15 protein-coding genes and 2 pseudogenes are annotated in these 21,898 nt (G+C 68.8%); 14 read left to right on the plus strand and 3 right to left on the minus strand.

The features are described 5' to 3' along the window. The first annotated feature begins 23 nt into the window (after window positions 1–23). The 4 genes from OG883_RS12890 (at window position 24) to OG883_RS12905 (ending at window position 8,867) form a co-directional block, all read left to right on the plus strand. Window positions 24–5,321: a non-ribosomal peptide synthetase gene (locus OG883_RS12890; RefSeq protein WP_266539339.1), complete on the plus strand. Its 5,298-nt coding sequence runs from the start codon at window positions 24–26 to the stop codon at window positions 5,319–5,321. A 332-nt stretch (window positions 5,322–5,653) separates the two neighbouring features. Beyond that, window positions 5,654–6,766, plus strand: coding sequence for a SagB family peptide dehydrogenase (locus OG883_RS12895; protein WP_266539342.1), 1,113 nt, complete (start codon window positions 5,654–5,656; stop codon window positions 6,764–6,766). Next, window positions 6,763–7,647: an alanine racemase gene (locus OG883_RS12900; RefSeq protein ID WP_266539345.1), complete on the plus strand. Its 885-nt coding sequence runs from the start codon at window positions 6,763–6,765 to the stop codon at window positions 7,645–7,647. The genes OG883_RS12895 and OG883_RS12900 overlap by 4 nt, the downstream gene beginning before the upstream one ends. Then, window positions 7,644–8,867: an MFS transporter gene (locus OG883_RS12905; protein WP_266539348.1), complete on the plus strand. Its 1,224-nt coding sequence runs from the start codon at window positions 7,644–7,646 to the stop codon at window positions 8,865–8,867. The genes OG883_RS12900 and OG883_RS12905 overlap by 4 nt, the downstream gene beginning before the upstream one ends. 6 nt (window positions 8,868–8,873) lie before the next feature. Here OG883_RS12905 and OG883_RS12910 read toward each other — a convergent pair whose 3' ends face one another. After that, entirely contained in the window at window positions 8,874–9,272 is a 399-nt protein-coding gene (locus OG883_RS12910; protein WP_266539350.1) for an ACT domain-containing protein, read from the minus strand. Between the two features lie 209 nt (window positions 9,273–9,481). Here OG883_RS12910 and OG883_RS12915 point away from each other — a divergent pair, with 209 nt between their 5' ends. From OG883_RS12915 to OG883_RS12930, 4 genes and pseudogenes are all read left to right on the plus strand, one after another. Continuing rightward, window positions 9,482–10,714, plus strand: a complete 1,233-nt coding sequence (locus tag OG883_RS12915; RefSeq protein WP_266539353.1) for a PLP-dependent aspartate aminotransferase family protein — start codon at window positions 9,482–9,484, stop codon at window positions 10,712–10,714. Window positions 10,715–10,738: 24 nt separating this feature from the next. Further along, entirely contained in the window at window positions 10,739–11,872 is a 1,134-nt protein-coding gene (locus tag OG883_RS12920; RefSeq protein WP_266539356.1) for an OsmC family protein, read from the plus strand. A 128-nt stretch (window positions 11,873–12,000) separates the two neighbouring features. After that, a pseudogene (locus tag OG883_RS12925) lies at window positions 12,001–12,255 on the plus strand (PadR family transcriptional regulator); the annotation flags it as partial. 97 nt (window positions 12,256–12,352) lie between these two features. Then, a complete protein-coding gene (locus OG883_RS12930; protein WP_266539359.1) occupies window positions 12,353–14,071 on the plus strand; it encodes an acyl-CoA dehydrogenase family protein in 1,719 nt (572 codons plus the stop codon). A gap of 187 nt (window positions 14,072–14,258) precedes the next feature. On the opposite strand, the gene OG883_RS12935 is transcribed toward OG883_RS12930, so the two are convergent. Further along, window positions 14,259–15,032 carry an SDR family NAD(P)-dependent oxidoreductase gene (locus tag OG883_RS12935; RefSeq protein ID WP_266539362.1) on the minus strand — a complete coding sequence of 258 codons (774 nt, stop codon included), beginning with the start codon at window positions 15,030–15,032 and terminating at the stop codon, window positions 14,259–14,261. An 87-nt stretch (window positions 15,033–15,119) separates the two neighbouring features. On the opposite strand from OG883_RS12935, the gene OG883_RS12940 reads away from it, so the two are divergent. The 4 genes and pseudogenes from OG883_RS12940 (at window position 15,120) to OG883_RS12955 (ending at window position 17,519) form a co-directional block, all read left to right on the plus strand. Beyond that, window positions 15,120–15,779 carry a TetR/AcrR family transcriptional regulator gene (locus OG883_RS12940; RefSeq protein WP_266539365.1) on the plus strand — a complete coding sequence of 220 codons (660 nt, stop codon included), beginning with the start codon at window positions 15,120–15,122 and terminating at the stop codon, window positions 15,777–15,779. A gap of 231 nt (window positions 15,780–16,010) precedes the next feature. Then, window positions 16,011–16,430 (plus strand): aspartate 1-decarboxylase, encoded by a 420-nt coding sequence (gene panD / locus OG883_RS12945; RefSeq protein ID WP_266539368.1) that lies wholly within the window; start codon window positions 16,011–16,013, stop codon window positions 16,428–16,430. Window positions 16,431–16,453: 23 nt separating this feature from the next. Beyond that, on the plus strand, window positions 16,454–16,798 hold the full coding sequence (locus tag OG883_RS12950; protein WP_266539371.1) for a GNAT family N-acetyltransferase: 345 nt from the start codon (window positions 16,454–16,456) through the stop codon (window positions 16,796–16,798). Between the two features lie 28 nt (window positions 16,799–16,826). Then, a pseudogene (locus OG883_RS12955) lies at window positions 16,827–17,519 on the plus strand (arylsulfatase). Between the two features lie 260 nt (window positions 17,520–17,779). Here the strand turns inward: OG883_RS12955 and gndA are convergent. Next, the gene (gndA, locus tag OG883_RS12960) at window positions 17,780–19,222 is read right to left on the minus strand and encodes an NADP-dependent phosphogluconate dehydrogenase (protein ID WP_266539374.1); all 1,443 of its coding nucleotides are present in this window, start codon (window positions 19,220–19,222) and stop codon (window positions 17,780–17,782) included. A 403-nt stretch (window positions 19,223–19,625) separates the two neighbouring features. Between gndA and OG883_RS12965 the strand changes: the two genes are divergently transcribed. Continuing rightward, complete coding sequence (locus OG883_RS12965; protein WP_266539377.1) at window positions 19,626–20,387, plus strand: DeoR/GlpR family DNA-binding transcription regulator; 762 nt, start codon at window positions 19,626–19,628, stop codon at window positions 20,385–20,387. A 157-nt stretch (window positions 20,388–20,544) separates the two neighbouring features. After that, window positions 20,545–21,864, plus strand: a complete 1,320-nt coding sequence (locus OG883_RS12970) for a sugar ABC transporter substrate-binding protein (RefSeq protein ID WP_266541486.1) — start codon at window positions 20,545–20,547, stop codon at window positions 21,862–21,864. Window positions 21,865–21,898: the final 34 nt, after the last annotated feature.

Consider the following 21,898-nt stretch of genomic DNA (forward strand, 5'->3'; position numbering starts at 1 on the left):
TCACAGACGGAGCGGGGCTGTACGTGTTCATTGATCTTCCTTCCGTGGTGCGCGGACATGCCGGCCTGCGAGGCTCGGCGCAGGCGCTGACCTTCGCTCCGACGACGCTGGGGACGCCGAGGACCGATCTGACGTTCGGACAGGTGGACGACAGATCGCGTGCGGTGGCGGGCGTGCTTCAGCAGCGGCTCGGTCCCGGCGACCGTGTACTGATCATCATTCCGACCGCGCCCGAGTTCGTGCCGGCCTTCCTGGGATGCCTCGCGGCCGGCGTCATCGCGGTCCCGCTGCCCCTGCCGGTCGACGAGTCCTCCACCCAACGGGTGTTGAACGTGGCCAAGGACTGCTCGGCCACCGCCGTCCTTTCGATGTCCCCGGTCCGCCAGTACCTGGGCGACACCCCCTTCATGCAGCAGCTCGATCCTTCGATCGCCTGGATCGACGTCGATCTTGTCGACGAGGGGGAGTCCTCGGGGTGGTCGCAGTGCGGCATCGCGCCGGAAGACGTGGCCTTCCTGCAGTACACGTCGGGTTCGACGAAGGCTCCGCGCGGCGTGGTCGTTTCGCACGGCAGCCTCATGCACAACGAAGCCGCCATCCAGAAGTGCTTCGGAGTCACCCCGGACTCGACCAGCGTCAGCTGGCTGCCTCTGCACCACGACATGGGATTGATCGGCGGTCTGCTGCAGCCGCTGTACACGGGCTCCCGCGCCGTCATCCTCGATCCACTGTCCTTCCTGCAACGGCCCGCCTCGTGGCTGGAGGCGATCTCCGAGGAGAAGGCCCAGATCAGTGGCGGACCCAACTTCGCCTACGACCTGTGCGTACGGAAGATCACCGAAGAGGAGAAGGCACGGCTCGACCTGAGTTCATGGCGGCTTGCCTTCAACGGGGCGGCCCCCGTCTCGCCGCGGAGCCTGCGGTCGTTCACCGAGACCTTCGGCGAGGTGGGATTCCGGTCCCCGACACACACGCCCTGCTACGGCCTGGCCGAGGTGACGCTGCTCGTGGCGAGCGCCGAGGCGACCGTGGACTGCGAGAGCCGCTCGTTCTCCGTCGAATCCCTGGAACAGGGCCTGGCGCTCGAGGAGAAGGCACCGGACGCGGGACGTGAGCTGGTCTCCTACCGACTGCTCGAACATGCCTCCGTGCGTGTGGTCGATCCCGGCGACAGGCGACCGCTTGCCGAGGGGCACATCGGCGAGATCTGGGTGGACAGCGACAGCAACGGATCGGGCTACTGGGGCGACTCTGCCGGAAGCCTCTCCGCCTTCGGCGCCACGGTGGCCGGGGACGAATCGGCCACCTATGTGCGTACCGGGGACCTCGGCTTCCTCCACCGGGGCCGACTCCATGTGACCGGGCGGATGAAGGACCTGGTCATTCATCGGGGCCGCAACCTCCACCCGGAGGACCTCGAGGTCGACGTGGCCGCGAGCAGCCCGTCGCTCAGGCCGGGTTGTGGCGCGATCTTCAGTGTGGACGGCGACGGCGAGGAGGCAATGGTCGTCTGCCAGGAGGTTCGTACGGGCACTCCGCAGGAGCAGTACCCGGAGCTGGTGCGCGGGATCAGGGAGGTGCTCTCCCGTCGGTACGGAGTCTCTGCCCGGACGATTGCGCTGGTGCCGGCAGGCGCGATCATCAAGACGTCCAGCGGCAAGGTCCAGCGCTACACGGCCAGGACGAAGTTCCTGGCGGACACACTGCCCGTGCTGTGGTCCGAGACCTCGGACGCCGGGCCGGACGGAACAGTGCGGATGTCCGACCTGATCAGCGCCCACACCTTCCAAGAGGCGGACGGAGCAGACCGGATAGACCTCCTCACGCGCGCCATCCGCGCGTATCTCCAGCAGGTGCTCGGCGCGGACGAGCCGCTGGACGAATGGGCGTCGCCCACCTCACTGGGTGTGGATTCGCTGACGGCGGTGCAGCTGCAGCACGAGATCGAGAACCTGCTCGGGGTGCGGCTCCGCCCGAGCCTGGTGCTGCGGGCGGAATCGATCGCGGAGCTGGCCGAGACCGCGCTGGAGCACACCGCGCGGCCGACGAGCCCGGCCCCCGGCCCCGGCCGAGAGGATTACGAACTGACAGAGACGCAGCGCGCGCTGTGGTTCCTCCAGCGCACGTCGCCCGACAGTTACGCCTACAACGTCACCCGCGCCTTCAGCCTGACGGGCGACGTCGACATCGAGCGGCTGTCCGCCGCGCTCAACGCGGTGGTCCGCCGGCACGCCAACCTGCGGCTGTCCCTGCGGACGGTCGACGGCAGCCCGACCGCACACGTCGAGCCCGAGTGGGACGTGCGACCGGAGATCGTTGACGCGCGGTCATGGACGGAGGACCAGGTACAGGACTGGATCGCTGATCTGGCCACGAGGCCCTTCGTTCTCGAACAGGACAGGTTGATCCGGGCGGCGGTCGTCCGCCGGGAGGACTGCCACCTCCTGGTGCTGTCGCTGCATCACATCGTGTGTGATCTGACCTCGCTGGCCATCATTCTCGGGCAGTTCAAGGAGGCGTACGGTCCGGCTCCGGTCCGGGACGAGAGCGAGGATCCCGGCCTGTCGCCGTCCGCGCTGGAGCGTGCGGCACTCGCCGACCGGGGTGAGGAGCTCACTGCCTACTGGAAGGAACAGCTCGCGGGAGACCTGCCCGTGCTGGAGCTTCCCTCCAGCACCCGGAGCAGGGGGCACGCGGGCGCCACCGCCTCCTTCGAGGGTTCCCGGGAGCTGTTGTCCGCACTGACGCGGATCGCCCGGGACGAGGGGCTGACTCTGCACAACGTGCTGCTTGCCAGCTTCCAGGTGCTGCTGCACCGCGTGAGCGGGCAGTCCGACGTGGTGGTCGGCGTGCCGGTGGCGGGCCGGACGCATCAGGAACTCGCCTCCCACGTCGGCTACTTGGTCAACGTGCTGCCGATCCGGTCGGGATTCGGTTCCGGCATCGGCTTCGGGGAATTCGCGTCCACGGCGCACCAGCGGATGCTGGACGCCCTGGACCACCAGGACCTGCCTTTCCCCGTCATGACACAGCAGATCAACCCCGATCGCACCGCCGGTGCGCCGCCGATCTTCCAGGCGATGTTCAGCCACTACTCCGCCGCGCTGCCCGGCGGCCGGTCGGTGGCGGGAGCGGTTCTGGGCGATCCGTCCTCGGTGCTGGATCTGGACGGTGTCACCCTGCGCGGCTACGCAGTCCCGGACCCCACGGCCCAGTCGGACATCTCACTGAACGTGGCCGAGTTCCATGACTCCCTGCACTTCGGATTGCAGTTCGACACCGCGCTGGTGCCGCGTGCGCAGGCGGAGCAGTTCATGGTGGCCTACAAGGCGCTGCTGAGTGCTGTCGCGGCGGATCCGCAGGCCGACGTGGCCAGGCTCCCCCTGGTGGACTCCGACGGCGTGAAGGACCTGATCGCGACCGGTACCGGACCTCGTACTCCCCGCGAGGAGCACTACCTGGCGACCTTCGAACGGCAGGTGGTACGTACACCGGAGGCTCTGGCAGTCGACGACGGCACCGATCGGCTGAGCTATGCCGAGCTCAACGGGCGGGCGAATCACGTCGCGGAGCAATTGCGGGAGGCGGGCATCGGCTCCGAAGCGAACGTCGTGATGTGCGCCGGCCGCACGGCCGACTTCCTGGTGGCGCTGCTCGGCATCCACAAAGCAGGCGCCTGCTACGTACCGATCAGCCAGACGGAGGCGCCACGGCGCGTCGCGGACATGATGGCCACCCTCGGCGCCCGCGGGGTCATCGCGGACGGGAAGGGCCAGGCCCTCGTGGACCGGGCGCTCACCGAACGGGACGACATCGACCGGCCTCAGGTGTTCGCCATCGACGAGCTGTGCGACGGCCGTACCGAGCAGAACCCGCTGTGCTCCACCCCGATGATCGGCAGCGCGTACATCATTCACACGTCGGGATCCACCGGCGTACCGAAAGCCGCGATCGTGACGATGGGGGGAATGACCAATCACCTCTGGCAGATGATCGAGCATTTCGGCATCGAGTCGCACGACTGTATCGGCCAGACGGCGCCCGCCACGTTCGACATCTCTGTGTGGCAATTCCTTTCGCCTCTGATGGTGGGCGCCAGGCTCCGGATCGTCGACGATTCGCGTGTCATGTCGCCGGCGAAGCTCAGGGATTCGATCGTCGAGAGCAGAATGAGTCTCATGGAGGTCGTGCCTGTCGTGGTGGCGGCGCTGCTGGAGGCCGGTATTCAGCACGAGTCCCACGCTCTTCGTGCGATGATCTCCGGCGGCGAGGCGTTGAGCTGGGAAACCGCTCGGCAGTGGCTTTCCGAATGCCCGACCGTTGACCTCTACAACGCTTATGGGCCGACCGAGTGCGCCGACGACGTCAGCATCTATCAGGTGACCGAGGATTCTGATCAGTCTCGGCCGGTGTCGATCGGAAAGCCGCTGGCCAATATGACCGTATATATCCTCGACAATGAACTCGGGCTGGTGCCGAAGGGCATGGTGGGTTCATTGTGGGTCGGCGGGCTGGGCGTCGGACGCGGATATCTGGGAAACCCGGGCCGTACGGCCGAGGCCTTCATTCCCGACCCCTTCGGCGAACCGGGGGCCCGCCTCTATCGCACGGGTGATCTGGCGCGGTTCACCGTCGATGACGACCTCGAGTACATGGGACGCGTCGACCGGCAGATCAAGATGCGCGGTCTGCGCATCGAGCCCGGCGAGGTGGAGGCCATGCTGCGGCAGGTCCCGGGCGTTGCCGACGCGGTGGCGAAGGTGCATCGGACCCGGCAGGGCATGTCCCTGGTCGCCTACCTCGTAATGGAGGGCGAGGGCGAATCGAGACAGCTCGTGGCAGGGGAGTACGAGCACATCAGGCTGGCGCTGACCGACCGGCTGCCCAGGCACATGATCCCGACGGTGTTCGTGCGCGTCGGGGATCTGCCGCGGCTCAGCAACGGAAAGATCAACTATGGCGCCCTCGACTACGAGCCCGTCGAGTCCTCCAGTGAGATGAGCGCCGAGCTGCTGAGCGATCCCACCGTTGCCGCGGTCAGATCGATCTGGAGTGAGCTTCTCGACCATGAGGCGCTTGCGTGGCAGGACAATTTCTTCCTGCTCGGCGGCCATTCACTGCTGGCGCTGAGAATGATCGACAAAGTGGGCCAGGATCTGTCCGTCGACCTGGAGATCGATGCGGTGTTCGCCAATCCGACCCTGAACGAGTTTGTGGAGGCGGTGCGCCATGCAAAGCCTCGCTCGCATGCGGTAACCCCCATCTCGAAGATTTCCCGAGTTCCGGTCGGCGGCCGGCGTATGCATCGATCAGAGCCTTAAATCAGACGAGCCGACTCTGTCGTTCCCCTCGATCTATTTCGGCGAACGGCAGAGTTTGTGCTGCAAAGAAACGGCTCAAATATTATGGCTTGAGCGCAAAGCGCGGTTGTGTTTAGATAAATGGGCAAGTTCGGTCCGTGCCCAAGACGGCACCTTCATCGGGAGTGCATATGCAGAACACCGAAACGCAGACCCCCGCTTTCGAGCTCCTCCTCGAGGACGAGTACGAGGCTCCGCAGTACTGCCTGATTCCCAACTGCGCCTGAAACACATAACCATCCGCCGCCCGATGCCCCGCATCGGGCGGCGGGTCTTTCTCCCGAGGGGGACTGATGCGGCTACGCGTCTCGCGCCTGACCGTCTTCACCTGCAGGAACGGGCAGCTCGTCTGTGACGATCCGGTCAATCACCGCCAGTTCGCTCTGCGCCCCGCGGTGTGGGGCCTGTTGCCGCACTACTCGGCATGGTCGGAGCCCCGCGAGGGGGACGCGGACCTGGTGAAGCAACTCCTGGCGGCGGGCCTCCTGATCGAGGAGGGCTCGCCGGAGCACCGCCGTGAGGACGAGCTCGGCACGTGGCGGACCTGGGGCACCGCCGCGACCTACTTCCATCTGGCGTCCCGTACTCACGACGGCGAGCGCTTCGTCTCCGCGGCCGAGGACACCGTCCGGCTGCGGCAGAAGGGGGAGCAGGAGCCGCAACCCGAGCCGTTCAAGCGCTACCCCTCGCCGGCGATCCCGCTGCCCGACCCCGCTCCGCTGCCGATGGACCTGGCACAGGCGCTGCGGCGGCGCCGTACGACCCGGAGGTTCGCTGCGGACGAGCCGGTGAGCCTCATCCAGCTCAGCACCATGCTCCACTGGGCCGCGGGCGTCCAGCATCAGGTCGATCTCCCCGGCTTCGGCGTCTCGCTGCTCAAGGCGAGCCCGTCCGGGGGATCACGTCACCCGGTCGAGATCTACCCGGTCGTCCGCGACGTGGCGGGCGTGCGGCCGGGGATCTACCACTACGCCCCGGACATCCACGCCCTGGAACCGCTCCCCGTGGACGCCCCCACCGACGAGGAGATTCTCCACTGGTGCGGCGACCAGAGCTTCGTGGCCAGGGCTCCGGTCCTGTTCATGTACTCGGCGGTGCTCGAGCGTTCATCGTGGAAGTACCCGATGAGCAGGACGTACCGCGCGCTGTTCGCCGATCTCGGGCATGTGAGCCAGACGGCCTATCTCACAGGTACGGCACTGGGACTTGGGGTGTTCTTCACCGCCGCGATCCGGGACGAGACCGTGGAGAAGGTCCTCGACCTGGACTGGAACGTGGAGATCCCGATGGGCGTCACCGGCTTCGGGGTCCCGGATCCGGAAGAGGCCGAGCGGCAGGCAGGGATGCTGGAGGGAGGGGAGATCGCGTTCTCCTACCCCCGTGACGAGTGGGACGGGCTGGGATGAGCCGGGTCCGTGTGGACGTCGCCCGGGTACGGAAGAACATCGCCGCGTTCCACTCCCGGGCAGCGGTTCCGGTACGAGCCCATGTCAAGGGGCATCGAACGGTCGAGATCGCCCGTATGCAGCAGGAGGCGGGCGCCTGCGGGATCGCGGTGACGCGGCCACAGTTGGCCCGTCCCTTTGTCGCGGCGGGGTTCGAGGACATCGTCGCGGCCTGGCCCTGGCGCGATCCGTCCGTGCTGGACCGGTTCGCCGGGCTCGCCGCGGACTGCCGCTTGTCCGTGCACGTCGACGACGTCGAGACGGTCGAGATCCTGAGCCGGGCCGCGCGCCGGCACGGCGTGCGAGTCGGAGTCCGCGTACAGGTGGATCGCACGACCGATGTGGAGGCAATCGCCCGCGCCGTGGAGAGCACGAGGGAGCTGACGCTGGACGGAGTGGTCGGCTATCAGGCGCTCCTGAGTGCCGAGGATGCCCTGGATCGGTCGGCATCGGCTCGGGAACAGGCTCAGCACCTGGTGGAGAGCGCGGACCGGCTCCGTTCCGGTGGGCTGCCCTGTCCGGTAGTGGCGTTCGGCGGCACTCCGTCGGTGGACGCTCTCGTCCCGGGCATCACCGAGCTGGGAGCGGGCGCATACCCGCTGGGCGATGCCGGGCTGGTAGCGCTCGGCCTGCACGAACTGGACGACATCGCGGTCACGGTCGACCCCGCGGATGCCGAGCTCATGGCCGACTGCGGGCAGCCCTGGCATCCGCAGCCGTGGGTCGGACGAGGCGACGAGCTGGTGCCGTCTCACATCTGCCCCCTCGTGCTTCGCGTACCGCTGCTCCACACCAGCACCGGTGAGAGCTGGCCCGTCCTCGGCCGGGAAGATCTCCAGTGATCAGCAAGCTCGACGTCCTGCGGGTGCGCGACTTCCGCTGGTTCTTCCTGGGCAGCCTCGCCTCGCTGATCGGTGACTTCATGGCGCCGGTCGCGCTGGCGTTCGCCGTACTGTCCATCGGCGGGCCGGAGGACCTCGGCCTGGTGCTCGCCGCCCGCGTCCTCCCGCTGGTGGCGTTCATGCTGATCGGCGGCGTGATCGCGGATCGGCTCCCGCGCCGGACGGTGATGCTCTGGGCGGACGTGGTCCGCGCGGGCAGCCAGGGTGTGCTGGCCGTCCTGCTGCTGACCGGTTCGGCGAACGTCTGGCAGCTGGTCGTGCTGCAGATGGTGCACGGAACGGCTTCGGCGCTCTTCATGCCCGCGGTCACCGGCTTGGTCCAGCAGACGGTGCCCGAGGAGCGGCTGCAGGAGGCCAACTCGTTGACGAGCCTGGCCCGGGCCTCCGGGAACGTGGCCGGCCCCGTGCTGGCGGGTCTGCTGGTGGCCTTCGCCGGTGCCGGCTGGGCCATCGCGGTCGACGCGGCAACCTTCGCCCTCAGCGCGCTGTGCCTGGGATTCCTGCCGAGGGCCGTCGTCCCCGCCCGGCTGTCGGCCCGCGCGATGCTGGACGATCTGCGCGAGGGATGGCGGGAGTTCACGGCTCGCCGTTGGGTGTGGACGATCGTGGCCACGGCCTCGCTGGCCAATATGTTCCAGGCCGCCTACGCGGTGCTCGGCCCCGTCGTCGCGGACGACCAGCTCGGCGGCGCCGTCGGCTGGGGCCTGATCATGGCGAGCTTCGGTGCCGGAGCCGTCTGCGGCGGTCTGGTCACTCTCTGGCTGAAGACCCGCTTCCCCCTCAGAACGGGAGTTTTCGCGGTCTCTCTCTTCTCGGCCCCGATCCTGGCGCTGGCTCTCCAGCTCCCCGTCCCCGTCGTGGCGTTGGCGGCCTTCCTCGGCGGCTGCGGCCTGATGGTCTTCAACACCCTGTGGGAGACGACCCTGCAGAGCAACGTCCCCGCCGACCGGCTGTCCCGCGTCAGTGCCTACGAGTGGCTGGGCTCCATGGCCTGCCAACCCCTCGGCATGGTGATCATCCCCGTCGTCGCGGCAAGCACCGGCCCCCAACCGGTCCTGTGGACGTGCGGAATTGCCATGCTCGTCATGTTCCTCTCCCTCATGCTCATCCGCGACGTCCGGGAAATCCCCTCCGCCACCACAGCCAAGGTCCAGATCTAGGGAGGTTCAGCCGGACTCGACCACCTCGTGACCGGCAGCACGCAATGCGACACAGGCATCGGCCATCCGTACGCGGGGAACCAGGACGAGATCACTGTGGAAAGTTGACGAAACGAAGACCGGGACCGCCGCGGCCGCGAGGGGACCGATCACGGCTGCCAGCATGCCGGGCAGGTCCAGACCGTGGGCGACGTCCCCGTAGAACCCGGCCCAACGGTCCTGGGGGCTCGCGGTTGCTGTGCTCGGCTCCCCGGGCCCCCGCGCCTCGCGCACCACGGTGAGTCCTTCCGGAGCACGGAGCAGGGCATACCAGGAGTCGTCCGTCGGCAGCTGTCCGTCGGCCAGATGCTCGATGGTGAAGTCGACGGACAGTATCCGCAGGCGCTGAACCGGAGGTGTGATCATGCTGCACTCTAACGTTGCCCCACTGCCCGGACGACGGTGAACTCCCGTACTCCGAACGCTGGATGGGCGTTCCGCATCCCCTCCGCAGGGCGGCCCGCCCCTCGCTCTGCGCAACCCGCACACCCGTCAACCCCCACGCTCGAAAGGCAGGACCACCGGTGACGCGATCAAACGGAGAAGCCCCCGGAGCCGGCCAGGACCGTCCCTGGATGAACACCCTCCGCCGTGGCCGGGTCCCCGGACCCCGGCTGTCCCAGCAGCGCGTGGTGGACGACACCGGGACGAGCACCCGGAGCGTGCACGCCGGAACCTACGAGGACCCGGTCACCGGAGCCGTCGGCACCCCAGTCTTTCAGACCAGTACGTTCACCTTCACCGAGGACACCTACGAGGCGTTCGACCAGGGCCACATCAGGGACGTCCCGATCTACGGCCGGTACGGCAGTCCCAACCAGTGGGTCGTACAGGAGAAGCTCGCGTCGCTGGAGAACGCCGAGAGCGCCGTGCTGTTCTCCTCGGGCATGGCGGCGATCACGACGACGCTGCTCGCCCTCACCAATCGTGGCGGCCACATCGTCTCCTCGCGGGATGTCTACGGCGGCACCTTCAATCTGCTGCGCGAGGACATGCACCAGCTCGGACGCGAGGTCACCTTCACCGACCCGGTCGACATCGATGCCATCCGAGCGGCCGTCCGTGACAACACCCAGGTCCTGTTCTTCGAGACCCTGACCAACCCGCTGCTGAAGGCGGCGCCGCTCGTGGAGCTGGGCCGGCTCGCGCGGGAGAAGAACCTCCTGCTGGTCGTGGACGGCACCTTCCTGCCGCCGGTCTGCCTGCGTGCCCTGGAGCACGGCGCACACATCGTCATCCACAGCGCGACCAAGTACCTCAACGGTCACAGCGATGTGACGGCGGGCGTCGCGGCGGGTCCGCGCAAGTACGTCGACCGGATCTGGGCCCAGCTGCTGAAGTTCGGCGGCTCGCTGGACGCGATGATGTGCTTCCTGCTGGAGCGTGGCCTGAAGACGCTGGCGCTCCGGATGCGCCAGCACAGCGAGAGCGCCGTCGCCATCGCCGAGTTCCTCGCCGGCCACTCCGCGGTGCACCGGGTCCACCACCCCTCCCGCCCCGACTACCCCTACACCTGGCTGCACGAGATGCGCCCCGACGGCTTCGGCGGGATGGTCGCCTTCGAGCTGGGCGGCGGCGACGAAGCAGCGCTCAAGCTCATGGACCGGCTGCGCATCCCGGTGGTCGCCACCAGCCTCGGCGGCGTGGAGTCCCTGATCAGCCTGCCGTTCAACACCTCGCACAGTTTCCTCACCGAGCGTCAGCGCGCCGAGGTGGGGATCGCTCCGGGCCTGGTGCGGTTCTCGGTCGGCATCGAGGACACCAGCGACCTCGTCACCGATCTCGACCAGGCGCTCAGCAGCCTCTGATCCGCACGGAAAGGAACCAGCAGCATGCGCAACGGGCTGAACATCACCGGGGTCTCGGAGATGGTGCACGAGATCCGGGAGTACCCCGCGGAGGCCATCGCCGCCTTTGCCGTGCAGGCACCGGCAGGTGCCTCGGCCCCGGGCACCGTCACCTCCCGCACGCTCACGGCGCGCAACGGCACCGTGCGAATGGCCCGCGACTTCCGGCTTGCCCACCGGTTCGCGCTCACCCCTGACGGCTCGGACGCACCACCCCCCACGCCGTACGAGTCGGCGCTCGCCTCACTCGGCGCCTGCGTCCTGGTGACCACCGTCAACGGCTACACCGCACGCGGTGTCACGCTCGGCGGAATCTCCGTCACGGTCCGGGCCGAGCTGGCGCTCGACGACACGGGGCGGCCGGCCGCGGGCCGGCCGCTCGAGAACATCCGGTGGCGCTGCGACGTCGACTGTGACGCGGACGTGGACACGGCCCGCTCGATCAACCGGTTGGTCACCGCGTTCAGCCCCAACCACCGGATATTCCTGGACGAGGCCCCCTTCGACTCGGTCGGTGTCACACTCCCCGACGGCCGTACAACGCCCGTCACCCTCCCGCCGCCCGCCATCTCGTCGGACTTCCGCTCGTCGGACTTCCGCACCACCTGCTCCCTCGAGGCAACCGTGACCTGGGAGTACGGCTCCGAGGGCCGCTACAGCACCGCCGTCCGCGCCGACGGCGTACGCCATGAGTCGGGGCCCTGGCCGGTGGACCAGGCGAAGCAGATGCTGGGCATCGACCGGGCGCCCAACTCCCAGGAGATCCTGCTCGCCGCCCTGTGCGCCGAGCTGACTGCCCTGCTGTCCGGCGAACGCATCCCGGTCCGACTGCGGGCCGAGGGGCGACTCGACACCCGCGGCATGCTCAACGTCACCCGCGAGGCACCGAGCCGCTTCCACGGTCTGGCTCTCCAAGCCGCCGTACCAGACTCCACGATCGGTGCCACGGCGCTGACCACGGCGCTGACCACGGCATTGTCCCGGTCGGTACTTGTGGCCACCCTCGCCGCTCCACGAGCCGTAGATGTCGCACTATGGCTCGGCGGCGAACGCGTGGTGTCCGTGAACAGCACCACCGCGGACGCCGAAGCTGTCCGCGACGAACTCACACAGCGCTGACGCGCCACCGCCTCGTCGCGAACTTCGATCCTTCGAAACGGTCCGCCGGATGTTCCGGCGGACCGTTTCCTCCGTTCCTTGGTTGTCTGCCTGGGTGAGCCGTGTCTCACCCGGGCGGTGCCGCTTGTCTATGCAACGAGTTGCATAGAAGGATCGCCTGGGACGACCCGGCCGCGCTGATCCGCGAGGTCGGGCGGCACCATCAGGCGCACACCGACCGGCTCGCGCACTGTCTCGCGGGGGGAGCAGCGTGACGTCACCCGAGGCCTCCGGAACGTCCGGCGCCGGGGGAGCTCCGGCACGTCGTGCTGCGCGGCGGCATCGCGTACGAGCGGATGACGCCCGCTCGGCTCGACGACGTACTCGCCACCCTCCACCGGCTCTCCCGAGCGCTGAACCGGCGCCGGCGAGCCTCCCGTCCGCCCCGAGCACTCCCCTCACCACTCAACCCGCACCCTCAAGCCGGAAAGGCGAACATCCATGGCCGACCCGCTTCTGTTCAACCCGCGCACCTACGACCCGGCGCACTTCGACCCCGAGACCCGCAGGCTGCTGCGCGCCACCGTCGACTGGTTCGAGGACCGCGGCAAGCGCAGGCTGATCGAGGACTACCGCTCCCGTGCCTGGCTGGCGGACTTCCTCGCGTTCTCCGCCAAGGAAGGGCTGTTCGCGACCTTCCTCACCCCGGCCTCCGCCGCCGGGCAGCAGGACACGCGCTGGGACACCGCCCGGATCGCCGCTCTCAACGAGATCTTCGGCTTCTACGGGCTCGACTACTGGTACGCGTGGCAGGTCACCATCCTCGGTCTCGGCCCGGTCTGGCAGAGCGACAACGCTGCTGCTCGCACCCGAGCGGCGGAACTCCTCTCCCAGGGCGAGGTGTTCGCCTTCGGTCTGTCCGAGAAGGCCCACGGCGCCGACATCTACTCCACCGACATGCTGCTGGAGCCCGACGGCGACGGTGGCTTCCGGGCCAGTGGCTCCAAGTACTACATCGGCAACGGCAACGCTGCCGGGCTCGTCTCCGTCTTCGGCCGCCGCACCGACATCGAGGGCCCGGACGGCTACGTCTTCTTCGCCGCCGACAGTCGCCACCCGGCGTACCGGCTCGTGAAGAACGTCGTCGACTCCTCGAAGTACGTCAGCGAGTTCCGCCTCGACAACTACCCGGTCGGTCCGGACGACGTACTGCACACCGGCCGCGCTGCCTTCGACGCCGCCCTCAACACCGTCAACGTCGGCAAGTTCAATCTCTGCACCGCCTCGATCGGCATCTGCGAGCACGCGATGTACGAGGCCGTCACTCACGCACACAACCGCATCCTCTACGGCCGCCCCGTCACCGCCTTCCCGCACGTGCGCCGCGAACTGACCGACGCATACGTCCGCCTCGTCGGGATGAAGCTGTTCAGCGACCGAGCCGTCGACTACTTCCGCTCCGCCGGCCCCGACGACCGCCGCTACCTGCTCTTCAACCCGATGACGAAGATGAAGGTGACCACCGAGGGCGAGAAGGTCATCGACCTGATGTGGGACGTCATCGCCGCCAAGGGCTTTGAGAAGGACACCTACTTCGCCCAGGCCGCCACCGAGATCCGGGGGCTGCCGAAGCTGGAGGGCACGGTCCACGTCAACCTCGCGCTGATCCTCAAGTTCATGCGCAACCATCTGCTGGACCCGGCCGAGTACGCACCCGTGCCGACCCGCCTCGACGCCGCCGACGACGCATTCCTCTTCCAGCAGGGACCGGCCCGCGGCCTGGGCTCCGTACGCTTCCACGACTGGCGCACCGCCTACGACGCGTATGCCCATGTGCCCAATGTCGGACGCTTCCGGGAGCAGGCGGACGCGCTGTGCGAGTTCGTCACCACCGCAGCCCCGGGCGAGGAGCAGAGCCGCGACCTCGACCTTCTTCTCGCCGTCGGCCAGCTGTTCGCGCTGGTCGTCCACGGTCAGCTGATCCTGGAGCAGGCGCACCTGACCGGGCTCGACGAGGACGTGCTCGACGAACTGTTCGCCGTCCTCGTACGCGACTTCTCCGCGCACGCCGTCGAGCTGCACGGCAAGGACTCCGCCACCGCGGAACAGCAGCGCTGGGCGCTGGACGCGGTCCGGCGTCCGGTCGTCGAGGACGCCCGTTCGGCGCGCGTCTGGGAGCGTGTCGAGGCACTGTCCGGGGCGTACGAGATGGCGCCGTAACAACCGAGCGACCGAGTCGTCCGCCCCCCCCGGGGACGACAGCCGGCCCGACGTCGCGCACGTCGGGCCGGGCCCGCGGCGACTGCCGTCGGCGTACCGGCAAACTGGCCGTGCACTAGGGCAACGAGCGCACCGAGTGCAGTAGCTGATGAGGTCACCGACGGGTGCTCCCGCCAAGGGCGAAGGCTCACAGGCCGGAGCCGCCAGTCGCGTCGATCACCTTGCCGGTGACCCAGCGTGCGTCGTCAGAGGCGAGGAAGGCCACTATGTCGGCGACGTCTTCCGGTCGGCCGACCCTGCCCAGTGCTGCCAGCGAGGCCGCATGGGCTTCGGCCTCCGGGTTGCCGCGCAGCCAGCCGGCGTTGACGTCCGTGTCGATGATCCCGGGGGCGACCGAGTTCGCTGTGATGCCCCGGGCGCCCAGTTCCTTGGCGAGGTTGAGGGTGAAGTTGTCCAGGGCACTCTTGGTGGCGCCGTAGGCGATGGCCTCCGGCATGGCGAGGTGGGCCGCGCCGCTGGAGATGTTGATGATCCGGCCGGCGTTGCGCAGTCGCTTCAGCCCCTCTTGCACGATGAAGAACGGTGCTCGCACGTTCACGGCGAAGACCTCGTCGAAGCCGTCCTCGGTCAGTGACGTCAGGTCCGCACTGCGTCCTATGCCGGCGTTGTTGACGATGATGTCAACGGTCGGCTCGGACGCGTGGTGGGGAACCTGGGCGTCGAAGGTGGACCACAAGGCGGTGGCGTCGCCGCGACGGCCCAGCTGTGCCTGGAGGGCGAAGGCCCGGCCGCCGTCCTTTCGGATGCGCTCCACGACGTCGCGCGCCGCGCTCTCGTCGCGGGCGTAGGTCAGTGCGACAACAGCGCCGTCCTGGGCAAGCCGCGTCGCGACGGCCCGCCCGATGCCCCTGCTGCCGCCGGTGACCAGTGCGATCTTTCCTTCAAGTCGCCGCATACCCATGGTGGTTGGTCGCCTTTCATTTGTTGAGTGATCGACCAAGAAAGAAGCTAGCACGATTTCTTGGTCGGTCACTCTAAAATGGGGTGCATGACTGAGACGCCCAAGCGCGGCCGCCCGCGCACCTTCGACCGCGCAGCGGCGCTGACCGCGGCCACGCGCCTGTTCTGGGAGCGAGGCTATGAAGGCGTCTCCATCGGCGAGTTGACCGATGCGATGGGGATCCGCTCAGGGAGCCTGTACGCGGCCTTCGGCGACAAGAAGTCCCTGTTCGAAGAAGTGGTCGACACCTATGGCCGGTCACCCGTCGGCGGCTTCGCCGGCGTGGCGCTCCGCGAGGAGTCCACCGCATACGGGGCGTTCGCACGCATCCTCCGGGAGGCCGCGGTCATCTACCCGGACCCCGCGCACCCGGCCGGCTGCCTGGCCATCAGTGCCGCAACCAACGTCACTCCGCAGGACGCGGAGGTGCAGGTATTCCTCCGCAAACTGCGCAACAAGAACGTGGACGGGTTCGAGGCCCGGCTGCGCAAGGCGCAGCAGGCGGGCGAGCTGCCCGCCGAGGCCAGCCCTCGGGCATTGGCTGACTACTTCGCCGCAGTCCTCCAGGGGCTCTCGCATCGAGCCCAGGACGGCGCCACTGCCCCCCAACTGGCCGCGGCGGCCGAGCTGGCCCTGGCGGCCTGGCCCGGGCGCAATGCTGATCGGTTCGCCCACCCGGACCGGCAAGATCGCGAACTACAGCTGTAGTACTAGGCGTCGGGCCCGTGGCTGCGTAGGCTTGGCTCGGCCTCGTGAGGTGAGGTGGAAGGCGCGTTCGGCCTCCGCACTCGCCTGGCGAGGCATCAACAGAGTCAGCGATCGGTCAGCGTGCGTCGTGAAGTGCGACGAGAGCTGCCCGGGTGTGCAAGACATCATTGGGTAAGGAAATGCCCCTGACCTGCAATGGCAGGCGGGGAGCTGATAACCGGGAGCACCTCAGTGTTGCGTACCATGTTCAAGTCCAAGATCCACCGGGCCACCGTGACCCAGGCCGACCTGCACTACGTCGGATCCGTCACGGTCGACGCCGCCCTGATGGAAGCCGCCGATCTGCTGCCCGGCGAGCTCGTCCACATCGTTGACATCACCAACGGCGCCCGGCTGGAGACGTACGTCATCGAGGGCGAACGCGGCTCCGGCGTCATCGGCATCAACGGCGCGGCCGCCCATCTGGTGCACCCCGGCGATCTGGTGATCCTCATCAGTTATGCGCAGGTCGACGACACCGAGGCGCGCTCGCTGGTGCCGAGTGTCGTCCATGTCGACGCGGACAACCGTATCGTCGCCCTCGGCTCGGACGCCTCCGAGCCGGTGCCCGGCAGCGGCACCGCACGCAGCCCGCACGCCGTCACCGTATGACCCGCTCGAAGGAGACAGGTGCCATGCCGGAGCTCGCGATCCGTGACGACCGGGCGAACGGCCTCCTCGAGGCGTACGAGGGCGGCCAAGTCGTCGGCCGTATCGCCTACTTCACCCTCGACGGCACCCCGGCCGCCCTGGTCGCCGTGCACACCGTCGTCGAGCCGGAGCACGAGGGCAAGGGCATTGCGGGCGCGCTGGTGCGGGAGTTCTACGCGAGGGCGGGGCGCGAGGGCGTCCCCGTCGTGCCGCTGTGCCCGTACGCCGCCAAGTGGGCCGCGCGGCACCCGGACGAGGCCCCCGAGGCCCCGGCCGAGCCGGTGCGCGCGGCGGAGCAGCAGCTGAAGGCACATCCGCAGCTCGGGTGACCGGGGGCGTGGCGCGGGCATCCTGGTCATGCCGGCGCTGCTGCCCACCTCCCCGGTCCACATCCCGGTCTTCAACGCCCTGCGGGACGAGGACCACCCGGCTCTCGAGCTGCGGCATCTCATGGACGAGACTCTGCTCGCCCGGGCCCGGCAGGAGGGCCCCAGGCGGTCGCCCCCGCGGTCGCGGCCCTGCTCGCCGAGGCTGTCGCCGCGGGCGCGCGTGCCGTGTTGTGCACCTGCTCGACGATCGGGGCGTCGCGGAAGAGAGTGCGGCCGGTGTCGGCGCACCCGTACTGCGGGCTGATCGTCCGATGGCCGCAGCGGCCGCCCGCGAGCGCCGGGATCGTGATGGTCGCGGCCGTGCACAGCACCCTGGAGCCGACGGTCGCGCTCATCCGGGATAGAGGCGGCGGGCCGCGGCGCCGAGCTGCGCACGCTGCTGGTCGAGGGCGCCTGCGAGTGCTTCGAGGCGGGCGACCGCGACGGCTGTCTGACGGCAGCGGCAGCCGCGGTGGACACGGTGTGCGACGCGGACGTCATCGTTCTGGCCCAGGCGTCGATGGCGGATGGGGCCGCGCGTACGACCGCCGCGCTCCCGGTGCTCCCGAGCCCCCGGCCGGGCTCCTGGCAGCGGCCGGGCCGGCATCGTACGGATCATGACGCGTGGATCCGGCGCGCGTGGGCACGCGCCTCGGGAGACATTGGGAACGCACGACTGTGAACCCTGGAGGCCCGGCATGACCCATCCCCCCGTACCGCCTTCGCCCATCCCCTCTCCGGGGCCGCCCGGACCCGATCCGGGCCCGCTGCCCGGTCCGGTGCCGACTCCTTCACCGCCGCCGGGACCCGCGCCGGACCCCATTCCGAACCCGCCGGGACCCGGCCCCACCCCCGTCCCGCCGCCGGAGCCGGAGCCCGCGCCGGGCCCCGCGAGCTGATCAGCGTCGCGACAGACCGCTGATCAGCCGCCCGGAGCCCTGATCAGCCGGTGTTCACCTCCGAGCGGTCGCCGCCCCAGAGGGTGTGGAACGACCCCTCCCGGTCGGTCCGCCGGTAGGTGTGCGCACCGAAGTAGTCACGCTGGCCCTGGGTGAGCGCCGCGGGCAGCCGCTCGGCACGCAGGGCGTCGTAGTACGCGAGGGCCGCCGAGAAGCCCGGCGTCGGGACGCCCTGCCGGGCAGCTGCCGCGACCACCTCGCGCCAGTCGTCCTGGGCCGCGCCGATCTCCTCGGCGAACTGCTTGTCCGCCAGCAGACTCGGCAGATCGGGCCGTGCGTCGTACGCAGCACGGATCCGGTCCAGGAACGCCGCCCTGATGATGCACCCGGCCCGCCAGATCGCAGCCACCGAACCGGCGTCGATGTCCCAGTCGTACGCCTCGCTGCCCGCCTGGATCTGGTGGAAGCCCTGCGTGTACGACACGATCTTGGACGCGTACAGCGCCTGCTCCACCCGGTCGGCGAAACGCGCCGCCTCCGCCTCGCCCAGCGGCTGCACCTTCGGGCCCGGCAGCGACCGCGAGGCGTCACGCAGATCCGCATGGCCCGACAGCGAGCGGGCGAAGACCGCCTCCGCGATACCGGAGACCGGCACACCCAGATCGAGCGCGATCTGCACGGTCCAGCGGCCCGTGCCCTTCTGCTCCGCCTGGTCGGTGACGATGTCGACAAAGGGCTTTCCGGTCGCCGCGTCCGTGTGCGCGAGCACCTCCGCCGTGATCTCGATCAGATACGAGTCGAGCCGGCCGGTGTTCCAGGTACGGAAGGTCTCCGCGATCTGCGCCGGGGAGTAGCCCGCTACCGAGCGCAGCAGGTGGTACGCCTCGGCGATCAGCTGCATATCGGCGTACTCGATGCCGTTGTGCACCATCTTCACGAAGTGGCCCGCGCCGTCGGGGCCGATGTGCGCCACGGTGGGCGTGCCGTCGGGCGCCTTGGCGGCGATCTTCTCCAGCAGTGGGCCGAGCGAGGCGTACGACTTTGCCGAGCCGCCCGGCATGATGCTCGGCCCGTGCAGCGCACCCTCCTCGCCGCCCGAGATCCCCACGCCCACAAAGTGGATACCGCGCTCCCGCAGCTCCTTCTCGCGCCGCCGGGTGTCGGCGAAGTGGGCGTTGCCGCCGTCGATGATGACGTCGCCCTCCTCCAGCAGCGGCGCGAACTCCTGGATCACGGCGTCCGTGGGATCGCCCGCCTTGACCATGATGACCAGGCGGCGCGGGCGCTCCAGAGCCGCGACGAACTCCTCGGCCGACTCGGCCGCGACGAACGTGCCCTCGTCGCCGAACTCCTCGACCAGGGTGCGCGTCTTGGCGGCCGTGCGGTTGTGCACCGCCACCGTGAAGCCGTTGCGGGCGAAGTTACGGGCGAGATTGCGGCCCATCACCGCGAGCCCCGTGACGCCGATCTGGGCTGTTCCACTCATAGGTGTGCTCCTGGATGTCCGTCGGAAAATCCCATGTCCGCCCCTACGGATACGTACAGGCGGATCAAGCTATTCAAGCCATTCATGGATCTTCAAGTCCTCCCCAGCGTTCCGCATTCCGGGCCCCGGGAATCCTGCCCGCAGGCTCCATCCTGTCCGGCCGCGGGCGGAGATCGGACGCCGCCGGACCGCCAATCGGGCAGTGCCGTATGCCACAGCAAGCGTGTACGTCCGCCCGACCAGCATCGACACCATCACTGAAACGGGCACGAACGGGCACAGCAGATACCACGAAGAGCCTGGTCGAGGGGCCTTCCTTGCTTGTACAAACGACGCATGGGCCCGAACGGACGCCGGGCCCGCGGCAGAAACAGAGCACAGAGCACAAGCAGGGAAGTGTGCCGTGGACACCGAGGAACGCCGACGGGGAATTCTCGAGACGGCCCGACGGGACGGGTCGGTCGACGTCAACCGGCTGGCCGATCGGTTCCGGGTGGCCAAGGAGACCATCAGGCGGGATCTGCACGCGCTCGAGGAGCACGGTCTGGTCCGGCGCACACACGGCGGGGCGTACCCCGTCGAGAGCGCCGGCTTCGAGACCACGCTCGCGATGCGGACCACCCGCCATGTGCCACAGAAGTCGCGGATCGCGGCGGCCGCCGCCGATCTGCTCGGGGACGCGGAGACGGTCTTCGTCGACGAGGGCTTCACCCCGCAGCTCGTCGCCGAGGCACTGCCGAGGGGCCGGACACTGACCGTGGTCACCGCATCCCTGGCGGTGGCGACCGTTCTCGCCGACAGCGAGAAGATCGCCGTACTTCTGCTCGGCGGCCGTGTCCGCGGCGGCACCATGGCCACGGTCGACCACTGGGCCACCCGGATGCTCGCCGACTTCGTCATCGATCTGGCGTACGTCGGCGCGAACGGCATCTCCCGCGAGTACGGACTGACCACGCCGGATCCGGCGGTCAGCGCAGTCAAGGCACAGGCCATGCGCAGCGCACGCCGACGGGTGTTCGCAGGCGTCCATACGAAGTTCGGCGCGGTGAGCTTCTGCCGCTTCGCCGACGTCGGCGACTTCGATGCCGTCGTCACCGACACCGGCCTCCCCTCGGCCGAGGCCCAGCGCTACTCCCTCCTCGGCCCGCAGGTCATCCGAGTCTGACCACGCCCGCTTCTCTCCCCCGCCTCGCAGCATCCCCAGGCCCCGCAGCGGTCCCGGGGGCGGGCCGGTCATGCCCCGACACCGAACACCGAGCCGCTACGACTGATCAGGAGAACTCATGCCCCTCCAGCGACGACGACGTGGAATCCGCGTGCGTATGGGCGCGGGCACGGTTGCGACGGCACTCCTCGCCGGGTGCGCCGGAGCCGGCGGCACCTCCTTCGGAGGGGGTGACGCACTGAACGTACTGATGGTGAACAACCCGCAGATGGTGGAGCTGCAGAAGCTGACCGCGGACCACTTCACCAAGGAGACCGGAATCAAGGTCAACTTCACCGTGCTCCCGGAGAACGACGTCCGCGACAAGATCAGCCAGGACTACTCCAACCAGGCGGGCCAGTACGACGTCGCCACCATCAGCAATTTCGAGGTGCCGTTCTTCGCGAAGAACGGCTGGCTGCACGCACTCGACGAGTACGCCGACGCCGATACCGCCTTCGATCAGCAGGACATCCTCGAGCCGCTGCGGGAGTCGCTGACCGCGAAGGACGGAAAGCTCTACGCCGAGCCCTTCTACGGCGAGTCGTCCTTCCTCATGTACCGCAAGGACGTCTTCGCGAAGAAGGGGCTGACCATGCCCCCGAAACCCACCTGGCGGCAGGTCGCCGGCCTCGCCGCCGAAGCGGACGGGGCGGAGCGCGGCATGAAGGGGATCTGTCTGCGCGGACTGCCAGGCTGGGGCGAGGTCATCGCCCCCCTCACCACCGTCGTCAACACGATGGGAGGCACCTGGTTCACCGAGGACTGGCAGCCGAAGCTCACCTCTGCCGAGTTCAGGAAGGCCACCACGTTCTACGTCGATCTGGTGCGCCGGCACGGGGAGCTGGGCGCACCGCAGTCCGGGTACGCCGAGTGCCTCAACAACATGACTCAGGGCAAGACCGCGATGTGGTACGACGCCACCGCCGGCGCCGGATCGCTGGAGGCGTCCGGATCCCCGGTGAAGGGAAAGATCGGGTACGTGCCGGCGCCGGTGGAGCGCACCAAGAGCTCCGGCTGGCTCTACACCTGGGCCTGGGGCATGCAGAAGGCCTCCAAGAAGTCCGGCGACGCCTGGAAGTTCATCTCCTGGGCCTCCGGCAAGGAGTACGAGGCACTGGTCGGCGAGAAGAGCGGCTGGGCCAATGTGCCGGCGGGCAAACGGGCATCCACCTACGCCAACGCCGAGTACCGCAAGGCAGCGGGGGCGTTCGCGGACGTCACCGAGCAGGCCATCTCCAGCGCCGATCCGCAGAACCCCGGCACCCAGCCCCGCCCGACCACCGGCATCCAGTTCGTCGGCGTACCCGAATTCACCGATCTCGGCACCAAGGTCGCGCAGGAGATCAGTGCCGCCATCGCCGGCCGCCAGTCCGTGGACAAGGCCCTCGCGGCCTCCCAGAAGCTGGCCGAGAAGGTCGCCAAGGAGTACCGATGACCACATCGATCAGCAGACCAGCACTGTCGCGCCG

Source organism: Streptomyces sp. NBC_01142, from assembly GCF_026341125.1.
GTDB lineage: Bacteria > Actinomycetota > Actinomycetes > Streptomycetales > Streptomycetaceae > Streptomyces.

Excerpts from the sequence above, each read along its gene's own strand:
- OG883_RS12895 (WP_266539342.1), top strand. The coding sequence starts at position 5,654 with ATGCGGCTACGCGTCTCGCGCCTGACCGTCTTCACCTGCAGGAACGGG.
- OG883_RS12900 (WP_266539345.1), top strand. The coding sequence starts at position 6,763 with ATGAGCCGGGTCCGTGTGGACGTCGCCCGGGTACGGAAGAACATCGCC.
- OG883_RS12910 (WP_266539350.1), bottom strand. The coding sequence starts at position 9,272 with ATGATCACACCTCCGGTTCAGCGCCTGCGGATACTGTCCGTCGACTTC.
- OG883_RS12915 (WP_266539353.1), top strand. The coding sequence starts at position 9,482 with ATGAACACCCTCCGCCGTGGCCGGGTCCCCGGACCCCGGCTGTCCCAG.
- OG883_RS12920 (WP_266539356.1), top strand. The coding sequence starts at position 10,739 with ATGCGCAACGGGCTGAACATCACCGGGGTCTCGGAGATGGTGCACGAG.
- OG883_RS12930 (WP_266539359.1), top strand. The coding sequence starts at position 12,353 with ATGGCCGACCCGCTTCTGTTCAACCCGCGCACCTACGACCCGGCGCAC.
- OG883_RS12935 (WP_266539362.1), bottom strand. The coding sequence starts at position 15,032 with ATGGGTATGCGGCGACTTGAAGGAAAGATCGCACTGGTCACCGGCGGC.
- OG883_RS12940 (WP_266539365.1), top strand. The coding sequence starts at position 15,120 with ATGACTGAGACGCCCAAGCGCGGCCGCCCGCGCACCTTCGACCGCGCA.
- OG883_RS12950 (WP_266539371.1), top strand. The coding sequence starts at position 16,454 with ATGCCGGAGCTCGCGATCCGTGACGACCGGGCGAACGGCCTCCTCGAG.
- gndA (WP_266539374.1), bottom strand. The coding sequence starts at position 19,222 with ATGAGTGGAACAGCCCAGATCGGCGTCACGGGGCTCGCGGTGATGGGC.
- OG883_RS12970 (WP_266541486.1), top strand. The coding sequence starts at position 20,545 with ATGGGCGCGGGCACGGTTGCGACGGCACTCCTCGCCGGGTGCGCCGGA.